The following is a 15,387-nucleotide window of genomic DNA, read 5'->3' on the forward strand; positions in this document are numbered from 1 at the left end:
CAATCGCACTTCAATTTGCACAAATCAATGCGCTGATATAAGTAACCGTTGTGCGTATATTATAGCTCTGCCGTTATGTGCGACGCTGCTGCTCCGAACTTGGAACGGTGTGCGGACAAGTCAAACCCGAGGGGAGGACAAAACCGATGCGCCGGGAACCTGTCGTCAGAATGGCAGAGCTGGAGATCGATCCGGACATGCTGGAAGCCTACCGCGTATTGCTCACCGAAGAAATCGAGGCCTCCGTCGCGCTGGAAGACGGCGTAATTTCGCTCAGCGCTGTTTCCATCAGGGACAATCCAAACCGGATCCGAATTCTCGAGGTCTATGCCGACCAGCAGGCCTACGAGGCCCATCTGCAAACACCGCATTTCCTCAAATACAAGACCGCGACGGCCGGCATGGTGACATCGCTGACGCTGATCGAGGTCGATCCGATCGCAATGCGGGCCAAGCCATGAACTGGGACGATGTCCGGATTTTCCTCGCGGTCGCCCGCACCGGGCAGATCCTTGCCGCCTCCAAGCGGCTGGGGCTCAACCACGCCACGCTCTCGCGTCGACTGACGTCGCTGGAAGAGGCGCTGAAGACCCGGCTTTTCATCCGTCGCACCAATGGCTGCGAGTTGACGGCCGAAGGCGAAGTGTTCCTGGCATCGGCAGAGCGGATGGAAACGGAAATGCTCGCTGCGCAGGCCAAGCTCGGCCACACCGATACGGCGATCGCCGGGACGGTGCGCGTCGGCGCGCCGGATGGGTTCGGTGTTTCCTTTCTTGCGCCGCGCATGGGCCGGCTGATCGAGCGCCATCCGGCGCTGAAGATCCAGCTTGTACCGGTGCCGCGCTCCTTTTCGCTGTCTCAGCGCGAGGCCGATATCGCGATAACGCTGGAACGGCCCGAACAGGGGCGGCTCGTCTCCTCCAAGCTCACCGACTACACGCTCGGCCTCTATGCCTCGCGCGACTATCTCGCCTCCAGGGGCACGCCCGGTGATATCGACGCGCTGAAGGCGCATCCGCGCATCGGTTACGTCGAAGATCTGATCTTCACCGCCTCGCTGAATTTCTCCGGCGAGGTGATGCGAAGCTGGGATGCGAGCTTCGAAATCTCGACGGCGATCGGGCAGACGGAGGCGGTGCGATCCGGCGCCGGCATCGGCATCCTGCACGATTATATTGCCCGGCAGTATCCGGAGCTGCAGCGCATCCTGCCGGACGTTTCGATCCGGCGCGCCTATTGGACGACCTATCACGAAACGGCGCGCGACCTCGTACGCGTCAGGAGCGTCGTCGACTTCCTGCAGGAACTGGTCAGCGCCGAACGGCAGATCTTTCTTTAAAGACCGCCAACGTGCTTTGCCGGCTCGTCGTTCTCATCGGGATTGGGAACGGGTGCCTCGTCGGGAAGCCTGTCCGGCTCGGGCTCGGTGATCGGCGGCATCGGCTTCCAGCCGGGTGCCGGCATCGGCGGCTGATCAGGAATGGGTTCGTTGGGCACGGACATGACCGCCTCCCTTTTCATAATGTTCGATTAAGCTGACGTTCGGCCGGGTTATCTGTCCGGCTTCAGCGATTCGGCAGCGCGCATCGGCATGCTGTCGATGATGGCGAAAAGCTCGCCGGCGGTGATCGGCTCGCTGAGCTTGAGCTTCACGGTGCCGTCCTTGCCGACAAGGAAGGCGGCGAATTCCCCGATCTCCGCCACCTCGAAATCGCGGCGGATCGCTTCGCCTTCAAGACCATCCGCGTCACCGAAGAGCGGCCGGACACCCGCGCCGGATATCTTGAGCACCACCAGATCCCGCTCGTCGAGGGCTGAGCGGTCGGCCAACAACTGGTTTTCCTGGCGGGCGGCGCGGGCATTGCCCTTGTCGGCGAAAACAACGAAGACGCGGTTCTTCCACTGGAAGGCAGCAAGGCTTTCGACCGGCGCATAAGCGCTGTTGGTCTCGTCGATTTTGGTCGCGCCGTAGAGAAGGGTTTTCGACATGCATATTCTCCCGTTAACTTGGAGAACGGCGCGAGATGGGATGGGTTCCATCGAAACGGCGGGAACTGGGTTTTCGTTCTGATCGTGTGGGGGAGATGGTACGGTTGGGGGGTCTCGAACCTCCGACCTCAGGTGCCACAAACCTGCGCTCTAACCAACTGAGCTACAACCGCATAAATCGCGCTTGGCGCGACGGGGGTCACATACGAGGACTTGGCGATGAATTCAAGCCCCATTCCTCGTCAATATAGAAAAAGGCTGGACGCGGGGTCCAGCCTTTTGTCTTCGACCGGTCAAGACCGATCAGGCAACCTTGAAAGAAGCCATGGCCTTTTCGGCCGCTTCCTTGGAGGGCTTTGCCAGCTTTTCGGCCACCTGCTTGGTGGTTTCCTGCATCGACTTCGCCTGCTCGACGGTGAGCTCGGCCTGCTTGCGGATGAACGAGGTCTGCAGCTCGAAGAATTCTGCGACGGACTTGACGCCGAGCAGCGCTTCCATGTGCGACAGCGAGTTCTCGGCATTGATCCGCAGAACGTCGATCGCCTTCAGGCCGATCTCGACGGTGCCGGCCTGCGCGGTCTGTACGGTGGCTTCGAGCGTCTTGCCGGCTTCTTCGCCAGCGGTCTTCAGCTTGGCATAGGCGTCCTTCGACTGCTGAGCGCCCTTTTCGGCGAATTCACGGAAGGATTCCGAGAACTTGGACGGGTCGAAAGAAGCGATTGAAAAAACGTCGTCGGTCTTTATGGTAGCCATGGGTCGCATCCTTTGGGCTGAGGCAGTCGCTGCCTGCAATAGTTGGGATGATGCTTATATAAGACATTCCATTGTGCATTGCAACATTTATTGTGCAATGCACAAGACGTTAACCTTGCCGGCCGAAAACCCCCTCCTCTTCTGGACCCGCATGCGCCCCGCAGTTATTAATAAGCCGTTAATTTAAGAAGGCCGACAGCGACAAGGTTTGATCATGCCCGCAGTCCAATATCCGTTCATCGATATCGCCGTGCATGCGCGGGTGCGGGAACGATTTTCACGCGGCGAGGCGATGGTGCTGTTTTCGGCCGATCTTGCCCGCCTGCTCTGGGCGAACGGTGCCGGCGCCGAACTATTCGGCCATTCGGCCGTCTATGATCTGCTCGACCAGGGCGTCGACCGCACCGACATTACCTTCCGCCAGCTGGAAACGGCCGCGCGCCAACTTGCCGATATCGGTGACTCCAGAAGCCTGATGATCCGCGTTGCCAAGGGCTTCCAGCGCGTGCAGGTGCAGGCGGCGGCCGAACTAATCCGGCTTTCCTCAGGCGAAAAGGCCATGCTGTTTTCGGTGCCGGTCTCGGCAAAGCCGCTCGCAGCCAGCGCCTCGGCGGCCCAGATGCTGCAGGGGCTTGATGATCCCGACACGCATATGGCGGTGATCGGCGCCAACGGCGACGTCATCGCCGCCTCGCCAGGTTTTGCCTCGCTCGGGATTTCCGAGCAGACGGCAAAGACCTTGATTAACCTTGCCGGCGCGCATCCCGACCGGCTGGTGAAGCGACCCGTCGCCACAGGCAGAGGCAATCTTCCGGCAGCAGTCGGCAAGCTCAGCGACGAGCCGGCGCTCAATCTGCTCTTTGCGGTGGAGACCGCGATCGGCCATCTCGACCCAATCGACACACCCGCGGCGCCCGAACCGATCGATGCGCCGGCGCAGGAAGATAGCGTGTCACCGGCCGAACAGCTCCGTGACGAGCCGGTTGCCGCCGCAGGCTTTACCGAAATCATCGAGGCGGTGTCGGGGATTGAGGAAGTCGAGGAAACGCTCGAGGAAATCACCGGTGAAAATGATCTGCCGGCAGAGACCGCAGCGGCATCCGCAGACGAGGTGGTTGAGGAGACCGATCTCGCCGGGCATGCGGAGCCGGAGTGCGACGGCGGCGTGATCGACAGCAGCGCGGATGAAGCCAACGAGCCTGCCTCCATCATCGAGGACGACCTGGCCTCCGTCACGGAGACGGTGGAAACAGCGGCAACGGCGGAAGCGCCTGTCGAAGACATCGAAGCGCCTGTCGGAGAGGGGCCGGAAGCGGTTCACGAAGAGCCCGTCATTGCAATGCCTGTGGCCCCCTCCCCCGTCCCCGAGCTTGCAGCTGAACCCGGCTTCGTTTTCAGGCCGAACAGCCGCGCCACGCGCTTCGTCTGGAAGATCGATGCAGAGGGCCGTTTCAACGAGGTCAGCCACGAATTTGCCGATGCCGTCGGTCCGCATGCATCCGACATTATCGGTTCTGCCTTCGGCGATGTCGCCGCCCTCTTCAATCTCGATCCCGATGGCAAGCTTGCAGAGGCGCTCGCCCGCCGCGACACATGGTCAGGCAAAACGATCCTCTGGCCGGTCGAAGGCACCAGCCTCGTTGTTCCGGTCGATCTGGCGGCGCTGCCGACCTATACCCGCAACCGCGACTTCGACGGTTTCCGCGGCTTCGGCGTCGTCCGGCTTTCCGATGCGCAGGAAGATCCGCTGGCACTCGGCCTGACGCTCGGCCCAGACGGTATCGGCCATGATGCGGCAAGCCTCGGCCCGGTGTCCGAGACCATTGCCGAGGTGGAACACGCAGTGCCGGCAGTGCAGGAAGAGGCCGTAATCGAACCGGTCCTGACGGATGAGGTCGAGGACCAGGCGTTTGCGGCAACCGAGCCGGAGACGGAGACTGAGCCCGCGCCGGAAGAGATTGCCACCGAGCAGGCGTCCATTGAGCAGGAGTCAGGCGAGCAGGCATCTGGCGAGCCGGTTTTCCAGGAAAGTGTTTCGCAAGCAGCAGGCGATAGTGCCGATGCCCGTGATATCTCCGCCGCCGAACCGGAAGCGGAAACATCGGACGAGCCGCCGGCGCTTCGCATTTCGGAAACGCCCAATCGCCGTTTCTCCGACAAGATCGTTCAGCTTCATAACAGCAGCGCCGGACTGACGGCCGCCGAGCAGGCCAATTTCCGCGAGATCGCCAAGCGTCTCGAGGCCTTCGGCGCCAGCAAGGATGAAGCTGCTGCGCCGGCACCGATCGAACCCGTGACGGAAACGGCCAGCTTCGAAGAGGCTCCCGAATCGGAAGACCTCGCGGCCGAAACACCCGTTGCCAACGAGACGGAAGTGTCGTCGCTCGAGGAGATCGCGCCGCAGGAAGCGATTTTCGAGAATGCCGACGACGCGGCGGGCGACGACGACGGCGCCGCCGAGGAGCCTGAAGTCTTAACCGAGGACGAGGCGACGGAAGGGCTGGAGGAGACGGTCAGCCAGATCGAGGTCCTGACGAGCTTCATCCCGCCGCGCATCAAGATGACCGACGGGCTTTCGCTGGGAACGGTCGACCAGCTGCCGGTTGCCGTGCTCATCCATGTCGGCGATGCGCTGATCCATGCCAATCCGGAATTCATGCGGCTGACCGGCTATGCGACGCTCGACGCATTGCGCGAGGTTGGCGGCATCGAAGCCCTGCTGCAGCGCCGCGAACTCGAGGAAAAGGCCGCAGGCTCCGGCACAATGATGCTGGTCAAGGCCGACGACAGCCTGGTTCCGGTGACAGCGCGGCTGCAATCGGTGCGCTGGGAAGACGCCAATGCCCTGATGCTGGCGCTGATGCCGGTGGAAGGCAAGGATGATAGCCGCAGCGAGACAAATCGCTCCGAGGGCCGATCCGAAGCCCGGTCCGAAGCGCGTCCCGAGCGGATGGTCGAAAAGGTGGCCAAGCTTCAGGTCGAGGTAGAGGAACTGCGCTCGATCCTGGAAACGGCGACCGACGGCGTCGTCGTCATCGGCACGGAGGGCGATATCCGCTCGATGAACCGGTCGGCGAGCGCGCTCTTCAATTACGATGAGCAGGAGACGCGCGGCAAACCCTTCGTTATGCTGTTTGCCCATGAGAGCCAGAAGGCAGTGCTCGACTATCTCCATGGCCTTTCCGGCCATGGCGTCGCTAGTGTGTTGAACGACGGGCGCGAAGTGATCGGCCGCGAGGCCGCCGGCGGCTTCGTGCCGTTGTTCATGACGATGGGCCAGCTCACCTCCTCCAACGGCTATTGCGCCGTCATCCGCGACATCACCCAGTGGAAGCGCACCGAGGACGAGCTGCGCAACGCCAAGGGTGCGGCCGAAACCGCCAACGCCCACAAGACCGATTTCCTTGCCCGCGTCAGCCACGAGATTCGCACGCCGCTCAACGCCATCATCGGCTTTTCCGACATGATGGCCGGCGAGCGCTTCGGGCCGATCGGCCATCCGCGCTATATCGAATATGCCAACGACATCGGCCGTTCCGGCCGGCACGTTCTCGATATCGTCAATGACCTGCTCGACATTTCGAAGATCGAGGCGGGCGAGATGGATCTCGATTTTGCCGCCGTCGGCCTCAACGAGGCGGTCGCCGAGGCCGTGGCGCTGGTCCAGCCGCAGGCAAACGGCCAGCGTGTCATCATCCGCACGGCGCTGTCGCATGCGGTGCCAGAGGTCGTGGCGGATCTGCGCTCGATTAAGCAGATCGCGCTCAACATCCTGTCGAACGCCATCCGCTTCACTCCATCAGGCGGGCAGATCGTCGTTTCCACATCCTATGAGGCCAATGGCAGCGTCGTGCTCAGGGTCCGCGATACCGGCATCGGCATGACGCGCAGCGAGCTCGACCAGGCGATGAAGCCGTTCCGGCAGGTTTCCTCGACCCAATCGCGCCATCGCGGAGACGGCACCGGGCTCGGCCTGCCGCTGACCAAGGCGATGGTCGATGCCAACCGGGCGGTGTTCTCGATCAATTCGGCGCCGAACGAGGGCACGCTCGTCGAAATCACCTTTCCGTCGCAGCGCGTGCTGGCAGGTTGATCGCGATAAATAGGAAGCGCTTGGCATAAAGAAAAGGCAGCCGAGGGCTGCCTTTGAATTTGGTGCTGTTCAACAAGAGCTCAGTCGATCACCATCATCGAAAGCCGGAAGGCTCCAGGCCGCCTCGTTCATTTACGGCCCCCAAGTTGGCTTTTAGATTTGACAAACCTTTCTTAACGAAAGGTGTCCATGACAGTGCATGGATAAGTGACAAAAGCTTGTAACTTCCGATCCGCAATCAATCCTTGAGTTCCTCCAACCCCGCGAAGAGCTGCAACGCCTCGGGATTGGCGAGCGCTTCCTGGTTTTTCACCGGCCTGTTGTGGACGACCTCGCGCACCGCAAGCTCGACGATCTTGCCGGATTTGGTGCGGGGAATATCGGCGACCGCGATGATCTTCGCCGGCACGTGCCGCGGCGAGGCTCCGGTGCGAATACGCGTCTTGATCGCCTTGACCAGATCCTCGGTCAGCGCCACGCCGGGGGCAAGGCGAACGAAGAGGATGACGCGCACATCGTCGTCCCACTCCTGGCCGATGCAGAGCGCCTCGGCCACCTCGTCCATCTGCTCAACCTGATTGTAGATCTCGGCGGTGCCGATGCGCACGCCGCCGGGATTGAGCGTCGCATCCGAACGGCCATGGATGATCAGGCCGCCATGCTCCGTCCATTCGGCAAAATCACCGTGGCACCAGACATTGTCGAACCGCTCGAAATAGGCGGCGCGATACTTGGCGCCGTCGGGGTCGTTCCAGAACATCACCGGCATCGACGGGAAGGCTTTGGTGCAGACGAGCTCCCCCTTCTCGCCGCGTACCGGTCTGCCATCATCGTTCCAGACATCGACCGCAAGGCCGAGGCCGGCCCCCTGGATCTCGCCGCGCCAGACCGGCTGCAGCGGATTGCCGAGCACGAAGCAGGAGACGATATCGGTGCCGCCGGAGATCGAGGCAAGCTGCACATCCTCCTTGATGCCCTCGTAGACGAAGGTGAATCCCTCAGGCGACAGCGGCGAACCGGTGGAGGTCATCAGCCGCAGGCTGGAGAGGTCGTGGCTTTTGCGCGGCGTCAGCCCGCTTTTGCGCACCGCATCGATATATTTCGCCGAGGTGCCGAAGATGACGAATTTTTCGGCCTCGGCATAGTCGAACAGCACGTTGCCATCGGGCGAAAACGGCGAGCCGTCGAACAGGCAGAGCGTGGCGCCGCTGGCAAGGCCGCTGACCAGCCAGTTCCACATCATCCAGCCGCAGGTGGTGAAGTAGAAAAGCTTCTCGCCGGCCTCCAGGCCGCAGTGCAGCCGCTGCTCCTTGAGGTGCTGCAACAGCGTGCCGCCGGCCGAATGCACGATGCATTTCGGCACGCCTGTGGTGCCTGAGGAAAACAGGATGTAGAGCGGATGGGAAAAGGCAAGCGGCGTGAACTCGACCTCCCTTGCCTCATAGGGCGCGACAAAGGCTTCCAGCGTCGAGGCACCGGGCGTTTTGAGGGTCACCGCCTCGGCATCACCGGCATAGTGGACGACGACCGTGGGCACGCCCAAGCTTTTGGCGACCGTGGCGACCTTGGCGCCGACGTCCTGCAGCTTGCCGGAATACCAATAGGCATCGCAGGCGATGAACAGCCTGGGGCCGATCTGGCCGAAGCGGTCGAGCACACCCTGCTCGCCGAAATCAGGAGAGCACGACGACCAGATGGCGCCGATCGAGGCGGCGGCAAGCATGGCGGCGACGGTCTCCGGCATGTTCGGCATCATCGCGGCGATGCGATCGCCTTTATCGATACCAAGTGCTGCAAAGGCCTGCTGCAGCTTCGAGACCAGCGCGCGCAGCCGATCCCACGACCAGCGGTCCTCGGCCTTGTCTTCGCCGCGGAAGACGATGGCGTCGCCCTCGCCGCGGCCGGCCAGCAGGTTCTCGGCGAAGTTCAGCGTCGCATTGGGAAAGAAGCGGGCCTCCAGCATGCGGTCGCCATTGGCCAGCACCTCTGCGCCGCGTTCGCCCTTGACGCCGCAGAAATCCCAGACGGTCGACCAGAAATTCTCCCGCTCGGCCACCGACCAGGCATGCAGATCCTCAAAGCCGGAAAGCGAAAGCCCGAAATCGGCGTTGCAGCGCTCCATGAAGGCATGGATCGGGCTTCTTGCAACGGCATCCTCCGAGGGCACCCAAAGTGGTCTATTATCCTGCATTCAATTCCTCCTCCCCAATGCCGTCTTATATCATGCTGCATTGCATTATAAAGTGCGGAACCAACGCGATCCCAGCCTATGCATGCAGAAGAACGATGCGTCGCCTCAAAGTGCAACAGCGTCCTTTGCACGTCTGAAAAGACGCGCGGCGCTGTAGGGCATTTGCATATGCCTGATATTTCCTATATCCGCGAAATCAGCGCATAACGGGATGACCGGCTGAATTGCCGGCGGAGATCATGAGCACGTCAAGACATCGCAGGTGGCGCAGGAAGATCGGACCCGTTTCGCGCTGGCTTCCGGCCTTCGCCCGTTTGTCGACAGTCTTCCTGCTGATCGCGCTTGCGCTGTTCGTGGCGTTGAGGATCGCCGCACCCTATCTCATTTCGACCGGTTTCGTGCGCTCGGGCATCGAGGACGCGCTGTCGAAATGGACGGGTTATCATGCCGAGATCAAAGGTAGTCCGGTTCTGGAATTCTGGCCGACGCCGCGCATCACCCTCAACCAGATCACCATCCGCCAGCCGCGCAAAAGCGGCGACAAGCTGCTCGGCAGCATTGACAGCCTGTCGGCCGATTTCAGCCTCATCGATGCGCTGAGAGGTCGGACGAGCTTTCACGAATTCCACCTGCTGCGCCCCAACCTGGCGTTGACGCGCGACGAGAATGGGCTGATCGACTGGAGTTATGCCGGCCTGCTCGCCCGCGCAATCAGCGGCGTGCGCACCGAAAACGGCGCTGAGGTGCTCGATCCGGATCTCGATGCCGAGATCGGCGCGGTAACGGTCGAAGACGGCACGCTCACGGTCACCGACATCAAGACCGCCAAGGCCTATCATTTCGACAGCGTCACCGCAGATATCGCCTGGCCGAGGCTATCCGGCGCGATCTCCGCGGTCGTCATCGCCCGCATCAATGGCGAGGACCTGAAGGTCGATTTCGCTTCGCGCCAGCCGCTGCTCGCCTTTGCCGGCAGGAATGCCGAGACACGGACGTCGCTCACATCAAACCTGCTGACGGCGCACTTCCAGGGGATTGCCAGCATCGCCAGCCTTTCGGCGCTTTCCGGCAATATCACCGCCAGCATTCCCGATATGCCCGCGCTTCTGACCTGGTCGGGCAAATCGATCCCCGGCATCGCAACGCTGAAGAGCGCCTCGCTGGAATCCGACATCATGTCGTCGGGCAACGGGCTGCGCTTCAACAATCTCAGCCTGTCGCTCAACGAAGCGAGTGCCACCGGGGTGATGGACCTTTTCACCCAACCCGGCAAACGACCGAAGATCGGCGGCACGCTCGCCTTCGACGAGATGAACCTCAAGCCGTTCCTCGATGCCTTCGCGCTCAGGCTCGCCGCTGGCGAGGCGGAGGAAATCTCCGCCGGCATAAGCGGGCCGCTGCGGCTGCTCGATGTCGACGTCAGGCTTTCGGCGCGGCGTGCGCAGATGGGTCTCTTCGAGCTTTCCGATGTCGGCGCCAGCATGATCGTTGCCGGCGGCGAAGCGAAATTCGATATCGGCGACAGCCGGTTCGAAGGCGGCGAGATGACCGCGCATCTCGAAGCGACCCAGCGCGACTTCGACGGTGGCGGCAAGCTGCAGCTCTCGATCCGCGATGCCGACTTCGCAGCCCTTGCCGAGCGCCTGCAGCTGAAGGGGCCGCTGCCGCTGGCGACTGGATCGCTCGATCTCGACCTGCAGTCGCCGAAAGCGATCTGGACCACCGGCCTTGCCGACGTCACCGGCAGGCTGCGCTTCTGGACAAGGGAAGGCACGATCCCCGGCATCGATACCGCAGCGCTTAGGACGCAGGCAGCCGAAAAACCGTTCTTCCCGCTGAGCGCGGCAGCAGGCGGCGCCTTCGCTTTCAACCAGCTGAACCTTCAGGCCGATTTCGCCAACGGCTCCGCCGAGATGCACGACGTTCGTATCGCCGGCACGGCCGAGACGCTGACGCTTTCCGGGGTCATCACCTATCAGTCGAATGGGCTGGCGCTTTCCGGATCGCTTGATTCGACCGATCCGGCCAAGGCGGCAGAGCTGCCGCTTCTGCCGTTCTTCATTGGCGGCTCATGGCCGAACCCGGTGATCTCGCCGGTTCCGCTTCTCGGCGCCACACCGCACGCGCAATAATCCGTTTTCTTCGAATCATCAGGCGCCGGCAGCCGCCGCACGCTCGTCCCGCTGGCGCTGGATTTCCCGGCGCTTGGTGACGATCGAGGCGCAGATGACGCCGACCGCGACGATGGCGATCAGGATCGTGCACACAGCGTTGATCTCCGGCGTCACGCCGAGGCGGACCTGGCTGTAGATTCGCATCGGCAGCGTGGTGGCGCCCGGCCCCGAGGTGAAACTTGCGATCACCAGATCGTCGAGCGACAGGGTGAAGGCAAGGATCCAGCCGGAGAGCACCGCCGGCGCGATGATCGGCAAGGTGATCTCGAAAAAGGTGCGCACCGGCGGCGCGCCGAGATCCTGCGCCGCTTCCTCGATCGAATGATCGAAACTCAAGAGGCGCGACTGCACGACGACGGCGACGAAGCACATGGTCAGCGTCGTATGGGCCAGCGTGATCGTCCAGAAGCCGCGGTCGAAGCCGATCGCGACGAAGAGCAGCAGCAGCGACAGGCCGGTGATGACGTCGGGCATGACAAGCGGCGCGTAGATCATGCCAGAAAACAGCATGCGGCCGCGAAAGCGCGTATAGCGCACCAGCGTCAGCGCCGCCATCGTGCCGAGGATGGTCGCGAAGGTCGCCGACAGCAGGGCGACGCGAAGCGTCACCCAGGCCGCGTCGAGCAGCGCCTCGTTGGTCAGCAGCGATGCATACCATTTGGTCGAGAAGCCGCCCCAGACGGTCACGAGCTTCGACTCGTTGAAGGAGAAAACGACGAGAAGCACGATCGGCAGATAAAGGAAGGCGAAACCGAGTGTGACGGAGGCGATGTTGAACCGGGTCCATTTCAGCATGGCTTATTTCCCCCGCTCTTCGGCCTTGGCCTGGACATTCTGGAAGAAGACGATCGGGATGACCAGGATCAGCAGAAGGATGGTCGCCACTGCCGAGGAGACCGGCCAGTCGCGGTTCGAGTTGAACTCGCTCCATAGCGTCTTGCCGATCATCAGCGTCTGCGATCCGCCGAGCAGGTCGGGAATGACGAATTCGCCGACGGCCGGGATGAAGACCAGCATGCAGCCCGCCACCACGCCGGGAAGCGACAGGGGGAAGGTGACGCGCCAGAATGCCCGGATCGGCGTGCACCCAAGATCCTGGGCAGCCTCGATCAGCGTATCGTCCATCTTTTCCAAAGCCGAATAGAGCGGCAGCACCATGAAGGGCAGATAGGAATAGACGATGCCGATATAGACGGCGGTGTTGGTGTTGAGGATGATCAGCGGCGTGTCGATTATGTGCAGCGACTGCAAGAGCTGGTTGAGCAGGCCTTCCGGCTTCAGGATGGCTATCCAGGCGTAGACGCGGATCAGGAAGCTCGTCCAGAAGGGCAGGATGACCAGCATCACCAGGGTCGGGCGAAGGCCACGGGGCGCCTGCGCCATGCCGTAGGCGATCGGATAGGCGATCAGCAGCGTCAGGAAGGTAGAAATCCCGGCGATCACCACGCTCGAGACATAGGCGTTGAAATAGAGCGGGTCGTCGGTGAGGTAACTGTAATTGTCGAAGGAGAGATCGCCGATTTTGCTCCAGAGGCCGGCCCAGCCGTCGGTGAAAGAGAAGACGGGCTCATAGGGCGGCATGGCGATCGCCGTCGCCGATACCGAAATACGGAAGACGATGAAGAAGGGCGCCAGAAAGAAGAGCAGCAGCCAAGCATAAGGGATGACGATGACCAGGCGATTGTAGAGGCCGGACGTGAGCTTGCCCATGATGTCAATCCTTCAGCAGGACGCCGGCATTCTCGTCGAAGGAGACCCAGACGTCCTGATCGTAGGTGAAGGGGTCGTCGACGGAGCGCTGCGCATTGAGGGATGAGGCCTTGACGATGTTGCCGCTCTGCAATTTCACATGGAAGACGGTCATGTCGCCGAGATACGCGATATCCCAGAGTTCGCCTCTGGCGGCGTTGACCGAAGCGTTGATGGGAGGCGTCCGCCCGACCCGCATTTTTTCCGGCCGGATGGCGAAGCCGGCGGCGCTGCCTGCCGAGGGTGTTTCGGAAGCGGCGACACGCACGCTGAAGCCGCTATCGACGGCAATCTCGACGGTGCCGTTGCCCGATGAGGCAACTTTTCCGTCGAAGATGTTCACGTCGCCAATGAAATCCGCGACGAAACGGCAATTCGGCGCCTCGTAGATCTCCGCCGGCGTCGCCACCTGCACGACCTTGCCGTGGCTCATGACGGCGATACGATCGGCCATGGTCATCGCCTCTTCCTGGTCGTGGGTGACGACGACGAAGGTGAGGCCGAGGCTCTGCTGCAGGTCCATCAGTTCGAACTGGGTTTCCTCGCGCAGCTTCTTATCGAGCGCGCCGAGCGGTTCGTCGAGCAGCAGCACCTTCGGGCGCTTGGCAAGCGAACGGGCCAGCGCCACGCGCTGGCGCTGGCCGCCGGAAAGCTGGTTCGGCTTGCGGGAGGCGAACTGCTCGAGCTTGACGAGCTTCAGCATCTGCGAGACGCGCTCTGATATCTCGTCCTTCGCCATGCCGTCCTGCCTGAGGCCGAAGGCGATGTTCTTCTCGACCGTCATGTGCGGGAAAAGCGCATAGGACTGGAACATCATGTTGACCGGGCGGCGATAGGGCGGCGTGCCTGCCATGTCAGTGCCGTCGAGCACGATTTCGCCCGAGGTCGGTTGCTCGAAACCGGCAAGCATGCGCAGAAGCGTCGACTTGCCGCAGCCGGAGGCGCCGAGCAGTGCAAAGAACTCGCGGTGATAGATATCAAGCGACAGGTTATCGACGGCGGTGAAATCGCCGAAACGCTTGGTGACATTCTTGATGGAAATGAAGGGCTTGGCGGACGGATCAGTCCAAGGTGCGAAAGAGCGGCGAATATTGCCTAAAGACTTCATATTGTTCCCCGGAAATACATTCTTTGCTTTTGTTCTCGGCTTTTGTTCCCGGTTTCGCCCAGCCGGGATCGTCAAAAAAAGGCCCGGACGTTTCCGTCCGGGCCGCGATCAGATCATTGGCCGGTGACCACGGTGGTCCATAGCCGCGTCACGAGCCGCTGTGTCTTCGGATCGAGCGGCGGAACGGTGAAGAGCTTCGCCATCACCTCCGGCGTCGGGTAGATCGCCGTATCGTCGAGGACCTCCTTGTCGAGGAACTGCTGCGACGCCTTGTTGCCGTTGGCGTAGAAGACGAAGTTCGAGGCCTTCGCGATCACTTCCGGCTTCATCATGTAGTTGATGAATTCATGGGCTTCCGCCACGTGCGGCGCATCCTTCGGAATGCCGAAGACGTCAAAGAAGATCTGCGCGCCCTGCGACGGGACCGAATAATCCACCTTGACGCCGGCATTGGCTTCCTTAGCGCGGTCGCGGGCCTGGAACATGTCGCCGGAATAACCGAGTGCTATGCAGATATCGCCGTTCGCAAGGGCGCTTATATATTCCGAGGAATGGAACTTGCGCACGAAGGGACGAACCGCAACGAGGACCTCCTGGGCCTTCTTCAGATCCGCGGGATCGGTGCTATTGGGATTGCGTCCGAGATAGGCGAGCACGGAGGGCACGACATCCGTCGGGGAATCCAGCATATAGATGCCGCAATCCTTGAGTTTCGCCGCCTTCGCCGGGTCGAACAACGCATCCCAATTGGGCTTTTCGTCGGTGCCGAGGGCCGCCTTGACCTTGTCGACATTGTAGCCGATGCCCGTCGTGCCCCACATGTAGTCGACGCTGTATTCGTTGCCGGGATCGAAGGACGCGACACCCTTCATGATGACGTCCCACATGTTGACGAGGTTCGGCAGCTTCGACTTGTCGAGCTTCTGGTAGACGCCGGCGGCGATCTGGCGCTGCATGAAGGAGACCGTGGGAACGACGACGTCGTAACCCGAACCGCCGGCCAGCAGCTTGGTTTCCAGCGTCTCGTTGGAATCGAAGGTGTCGTAGACGACCTTGATGCCGGTTTCCTTGGTGAAATCCTCAAGGATGGAACTGTCGATATAGTCCGACCAGTTGTAGACGTTGACCACACGCTCCTGCGCAAGGGCCGGCGCGGCGGCAAGGAGCGCGGCAACGGCGGCGGCCGTCACGCTTGGAATGATTGACCTCATGACTTCTCCTGTTTGTTCAAAGCGCCCGCACCCCCGGACGTCTTTTCCCTCTGGTTTTGGCTGCAGACTAAGAAGGAATTTCACAGCTCACAAGCGCAAAATCCTGTGCGCTCAATGAT

General features: G+C 61.7%; 12 protein-coding genes and 1 tRNA gene. 4 read left to right on the top strand and 9 right to left on the bottom strand.

What is annotated here, in order from left to right; all coding sequences use genetic code 11:
* The first annotated feature begins 146 nt into the window (after window positions 1-146).
* Both HJB82_RS13835 and HJB82_RS13840 read left to right on the top strand, forming a co-directional pair.
* The gene (locus tag HJB82_RS13835; protein WP_207583000.1) at window positions 147-461 is read left to right on the top strand and encodes a putative quinol monooxygenase; all 315 of its coding nucleotides are present in this window, start codon (window positions 147-149) and stop codon (window positions 459-461) included.
* Window positions 458-1,339 (top strand): LysR family transcriptional regulator, encoded by an 882-nt coding sequence (locus HJB82_RS13840; RefSeq protein WP_207582999.1) that lies wholly within the window; start codon window positions 458-460, stop codon window positions 1,337-1,339. Before HJB82_RS13835 ends, HJB82_RS13840 begins: the two co-directional genes overlap by 4 nt.
* On the opposite strand, the gene HJB82_RS13845 is transcribed toward HJB82_RS13840, so the two are convergent.
* From HJB82_RS13845 to HJB82_RS13860, 4 genes are all read right to left on the bottom strand, one after another.
* Complete coding sequence (locus tag HJB82_RS13845) at window positions 1,336-1,503, bottom strand: hypothetical protein (RefSeq protein WP_207582998.1); 168 nt, start codon at window positions 1,501-1,503, stop codon at window positions 1,336-1,338. The two genes, HJB82_RS13840 and HJB82_RS13845, sit on opposite strands and share 4 nt — an antisense overlap.
* A gap of 48 nt (window positions 1,504-1,551) precedes the next feature.
* Complete coding sequence (locus HJB82_RS13850; protein WP_207582997.1) at window positions 1,552-1,989, bottom strand: DUF4174 domain-containing protein; 438 nt, start codon at window positions 1,987-1,989, stop codon at window positions 1,552-1,554.
* A gap of 96 nt (window positions 1,990-2,085) precedes the next feature.
* Window positions 2,086-2,162: transfer RNA gene (locus tag HJB82_RS13855), tRNA-His, on the bottom strand.
* A gap of 130 nt (window positions 2,163-2,292) precedes the next feature.
* Window positions 2,293-2,742, bottom strand: coding sequence for a phasin (locus tag HJB82_RS13860; RefSeq protein WP_207582996.1), 450 nt, complete (start codon window positions 2,740-2,742; stop codon window positions 2,293-2,295).
* 214 nt (window positions 2,743-2,956) lie between these two features.
* On the opposite strand from HJB82_RS13860, the gene HJB82_RS13865 reads away from it, so the two are divergent.
* Complete coding sequence (locus HJB82_RS13865) at window positions 2,957-6,835, top strand: PAS domain-containing sensor histidine kinase (protein ID WP_221140257.1); 3,879 nt, start codon at window positions 2,957-2,959, stop codon at window positions 6,833-6,835.
* 238 nt (window positions 6,836-7,073) lie between these two features.
* On the opposite strand, the gene HJB82_RS13870 is transcribed toward HJB82_RS13865, so the two are convergent.
* Entirely contained in the window at window positions 7,074-9,026 is a 1,953-nt protein-coding gene (locus HJB82_RS13870) for an acetoacetate--CoA ligase (RefSeq protein ID WP_221116064.1), read from the bottom strand.
* A gap of 239 nt (window positions 9,027-9,265) precedes the next feature.
* On the opposite strand from HJB82_RS13870, the gene HJB82_RS13875 reads away from it, so the two are divergent.
* Window positions 9,266-11,158, top strand: a complete 1,893-nt coding sequence (locus HJB82_RS13875; protein ID WP_221140259.1) for an AsmA-like C-terminal region-containing protein — start codon at window positions 9,266-9,268, stop codon at window positions 11,156-11,158.
* Between the two features lie 18 nt (window positions 11,159-11,176).
* Here HJB82_RS13875 and HJB82_RS13880 read toward each other — a convergent pair whose 3' ends face one another.
* The 4 genes from HJB82_RS13880 to HJB82_RS13895 form a co-directional block, all read right to left on the bottom strand.
* Window positions 11,177-11,995 (bottom strand): ABC transporter permease, encoded by an 819-nt coding sequence (locus HJB82_RS13880; RefSeq protein WP_207582992.1) that lies wholly within the window; start codon window positions 11,993-11,995, stop codon window positions 11,177-11,179.
* 3 nt (window positions 11,996-11,998) lie between these two features.
* Complete coding sequence (locus HJB82_RS13885; protein ID WP_209887663.1) at window positions 11,999-12,910, bottom strand: ABC transporter permease subunit; 912 nt, start codon at window positions 12,908-12,910, stop codon at window positions 11,999-12,001.
* Between the two features lie 4 nt (window positions 12,911-12,914).
* Window positions 12,915-14,057 carry an ABC transporter ATP-binding protein gene (locus HJB82_RS13890; RefSeq protein WP_207582990.1) on the bottom strand — a complete coding sequence of 381 codons (1,143 nt, stop codon included), beginning with the start codon at window positions 14,055-14,057 and terminating at the stop codon, window positions 12,915-12,917.
* A 113-nt stretch (window positions 14,058-14,170) separates the two neighbouring features.
* On the bottom strand, window positions 14,171-15,268 hold the full coding sequence (locus HJB82_RS13895; protein WP_207582989.1) for a polyamine ABC transporter substrate-binding protein: 1,098 nt from the start codon (window positions 15,266-15,268) through the stop codon (window positions 14,171-14,173).
* Between the last annotated feature and the right edge of the window lie 119 nt (window positions 15,269-15,387).

It is taken from the genome of Rhizobium sp. NZLR10 (assembly GCF_019685125.1).
Lineage (GTDB): Bacteria > Pseudomonadota > Alphaproteobacteria > Rhizobiales > Rhizobiaceae > Rhizobium.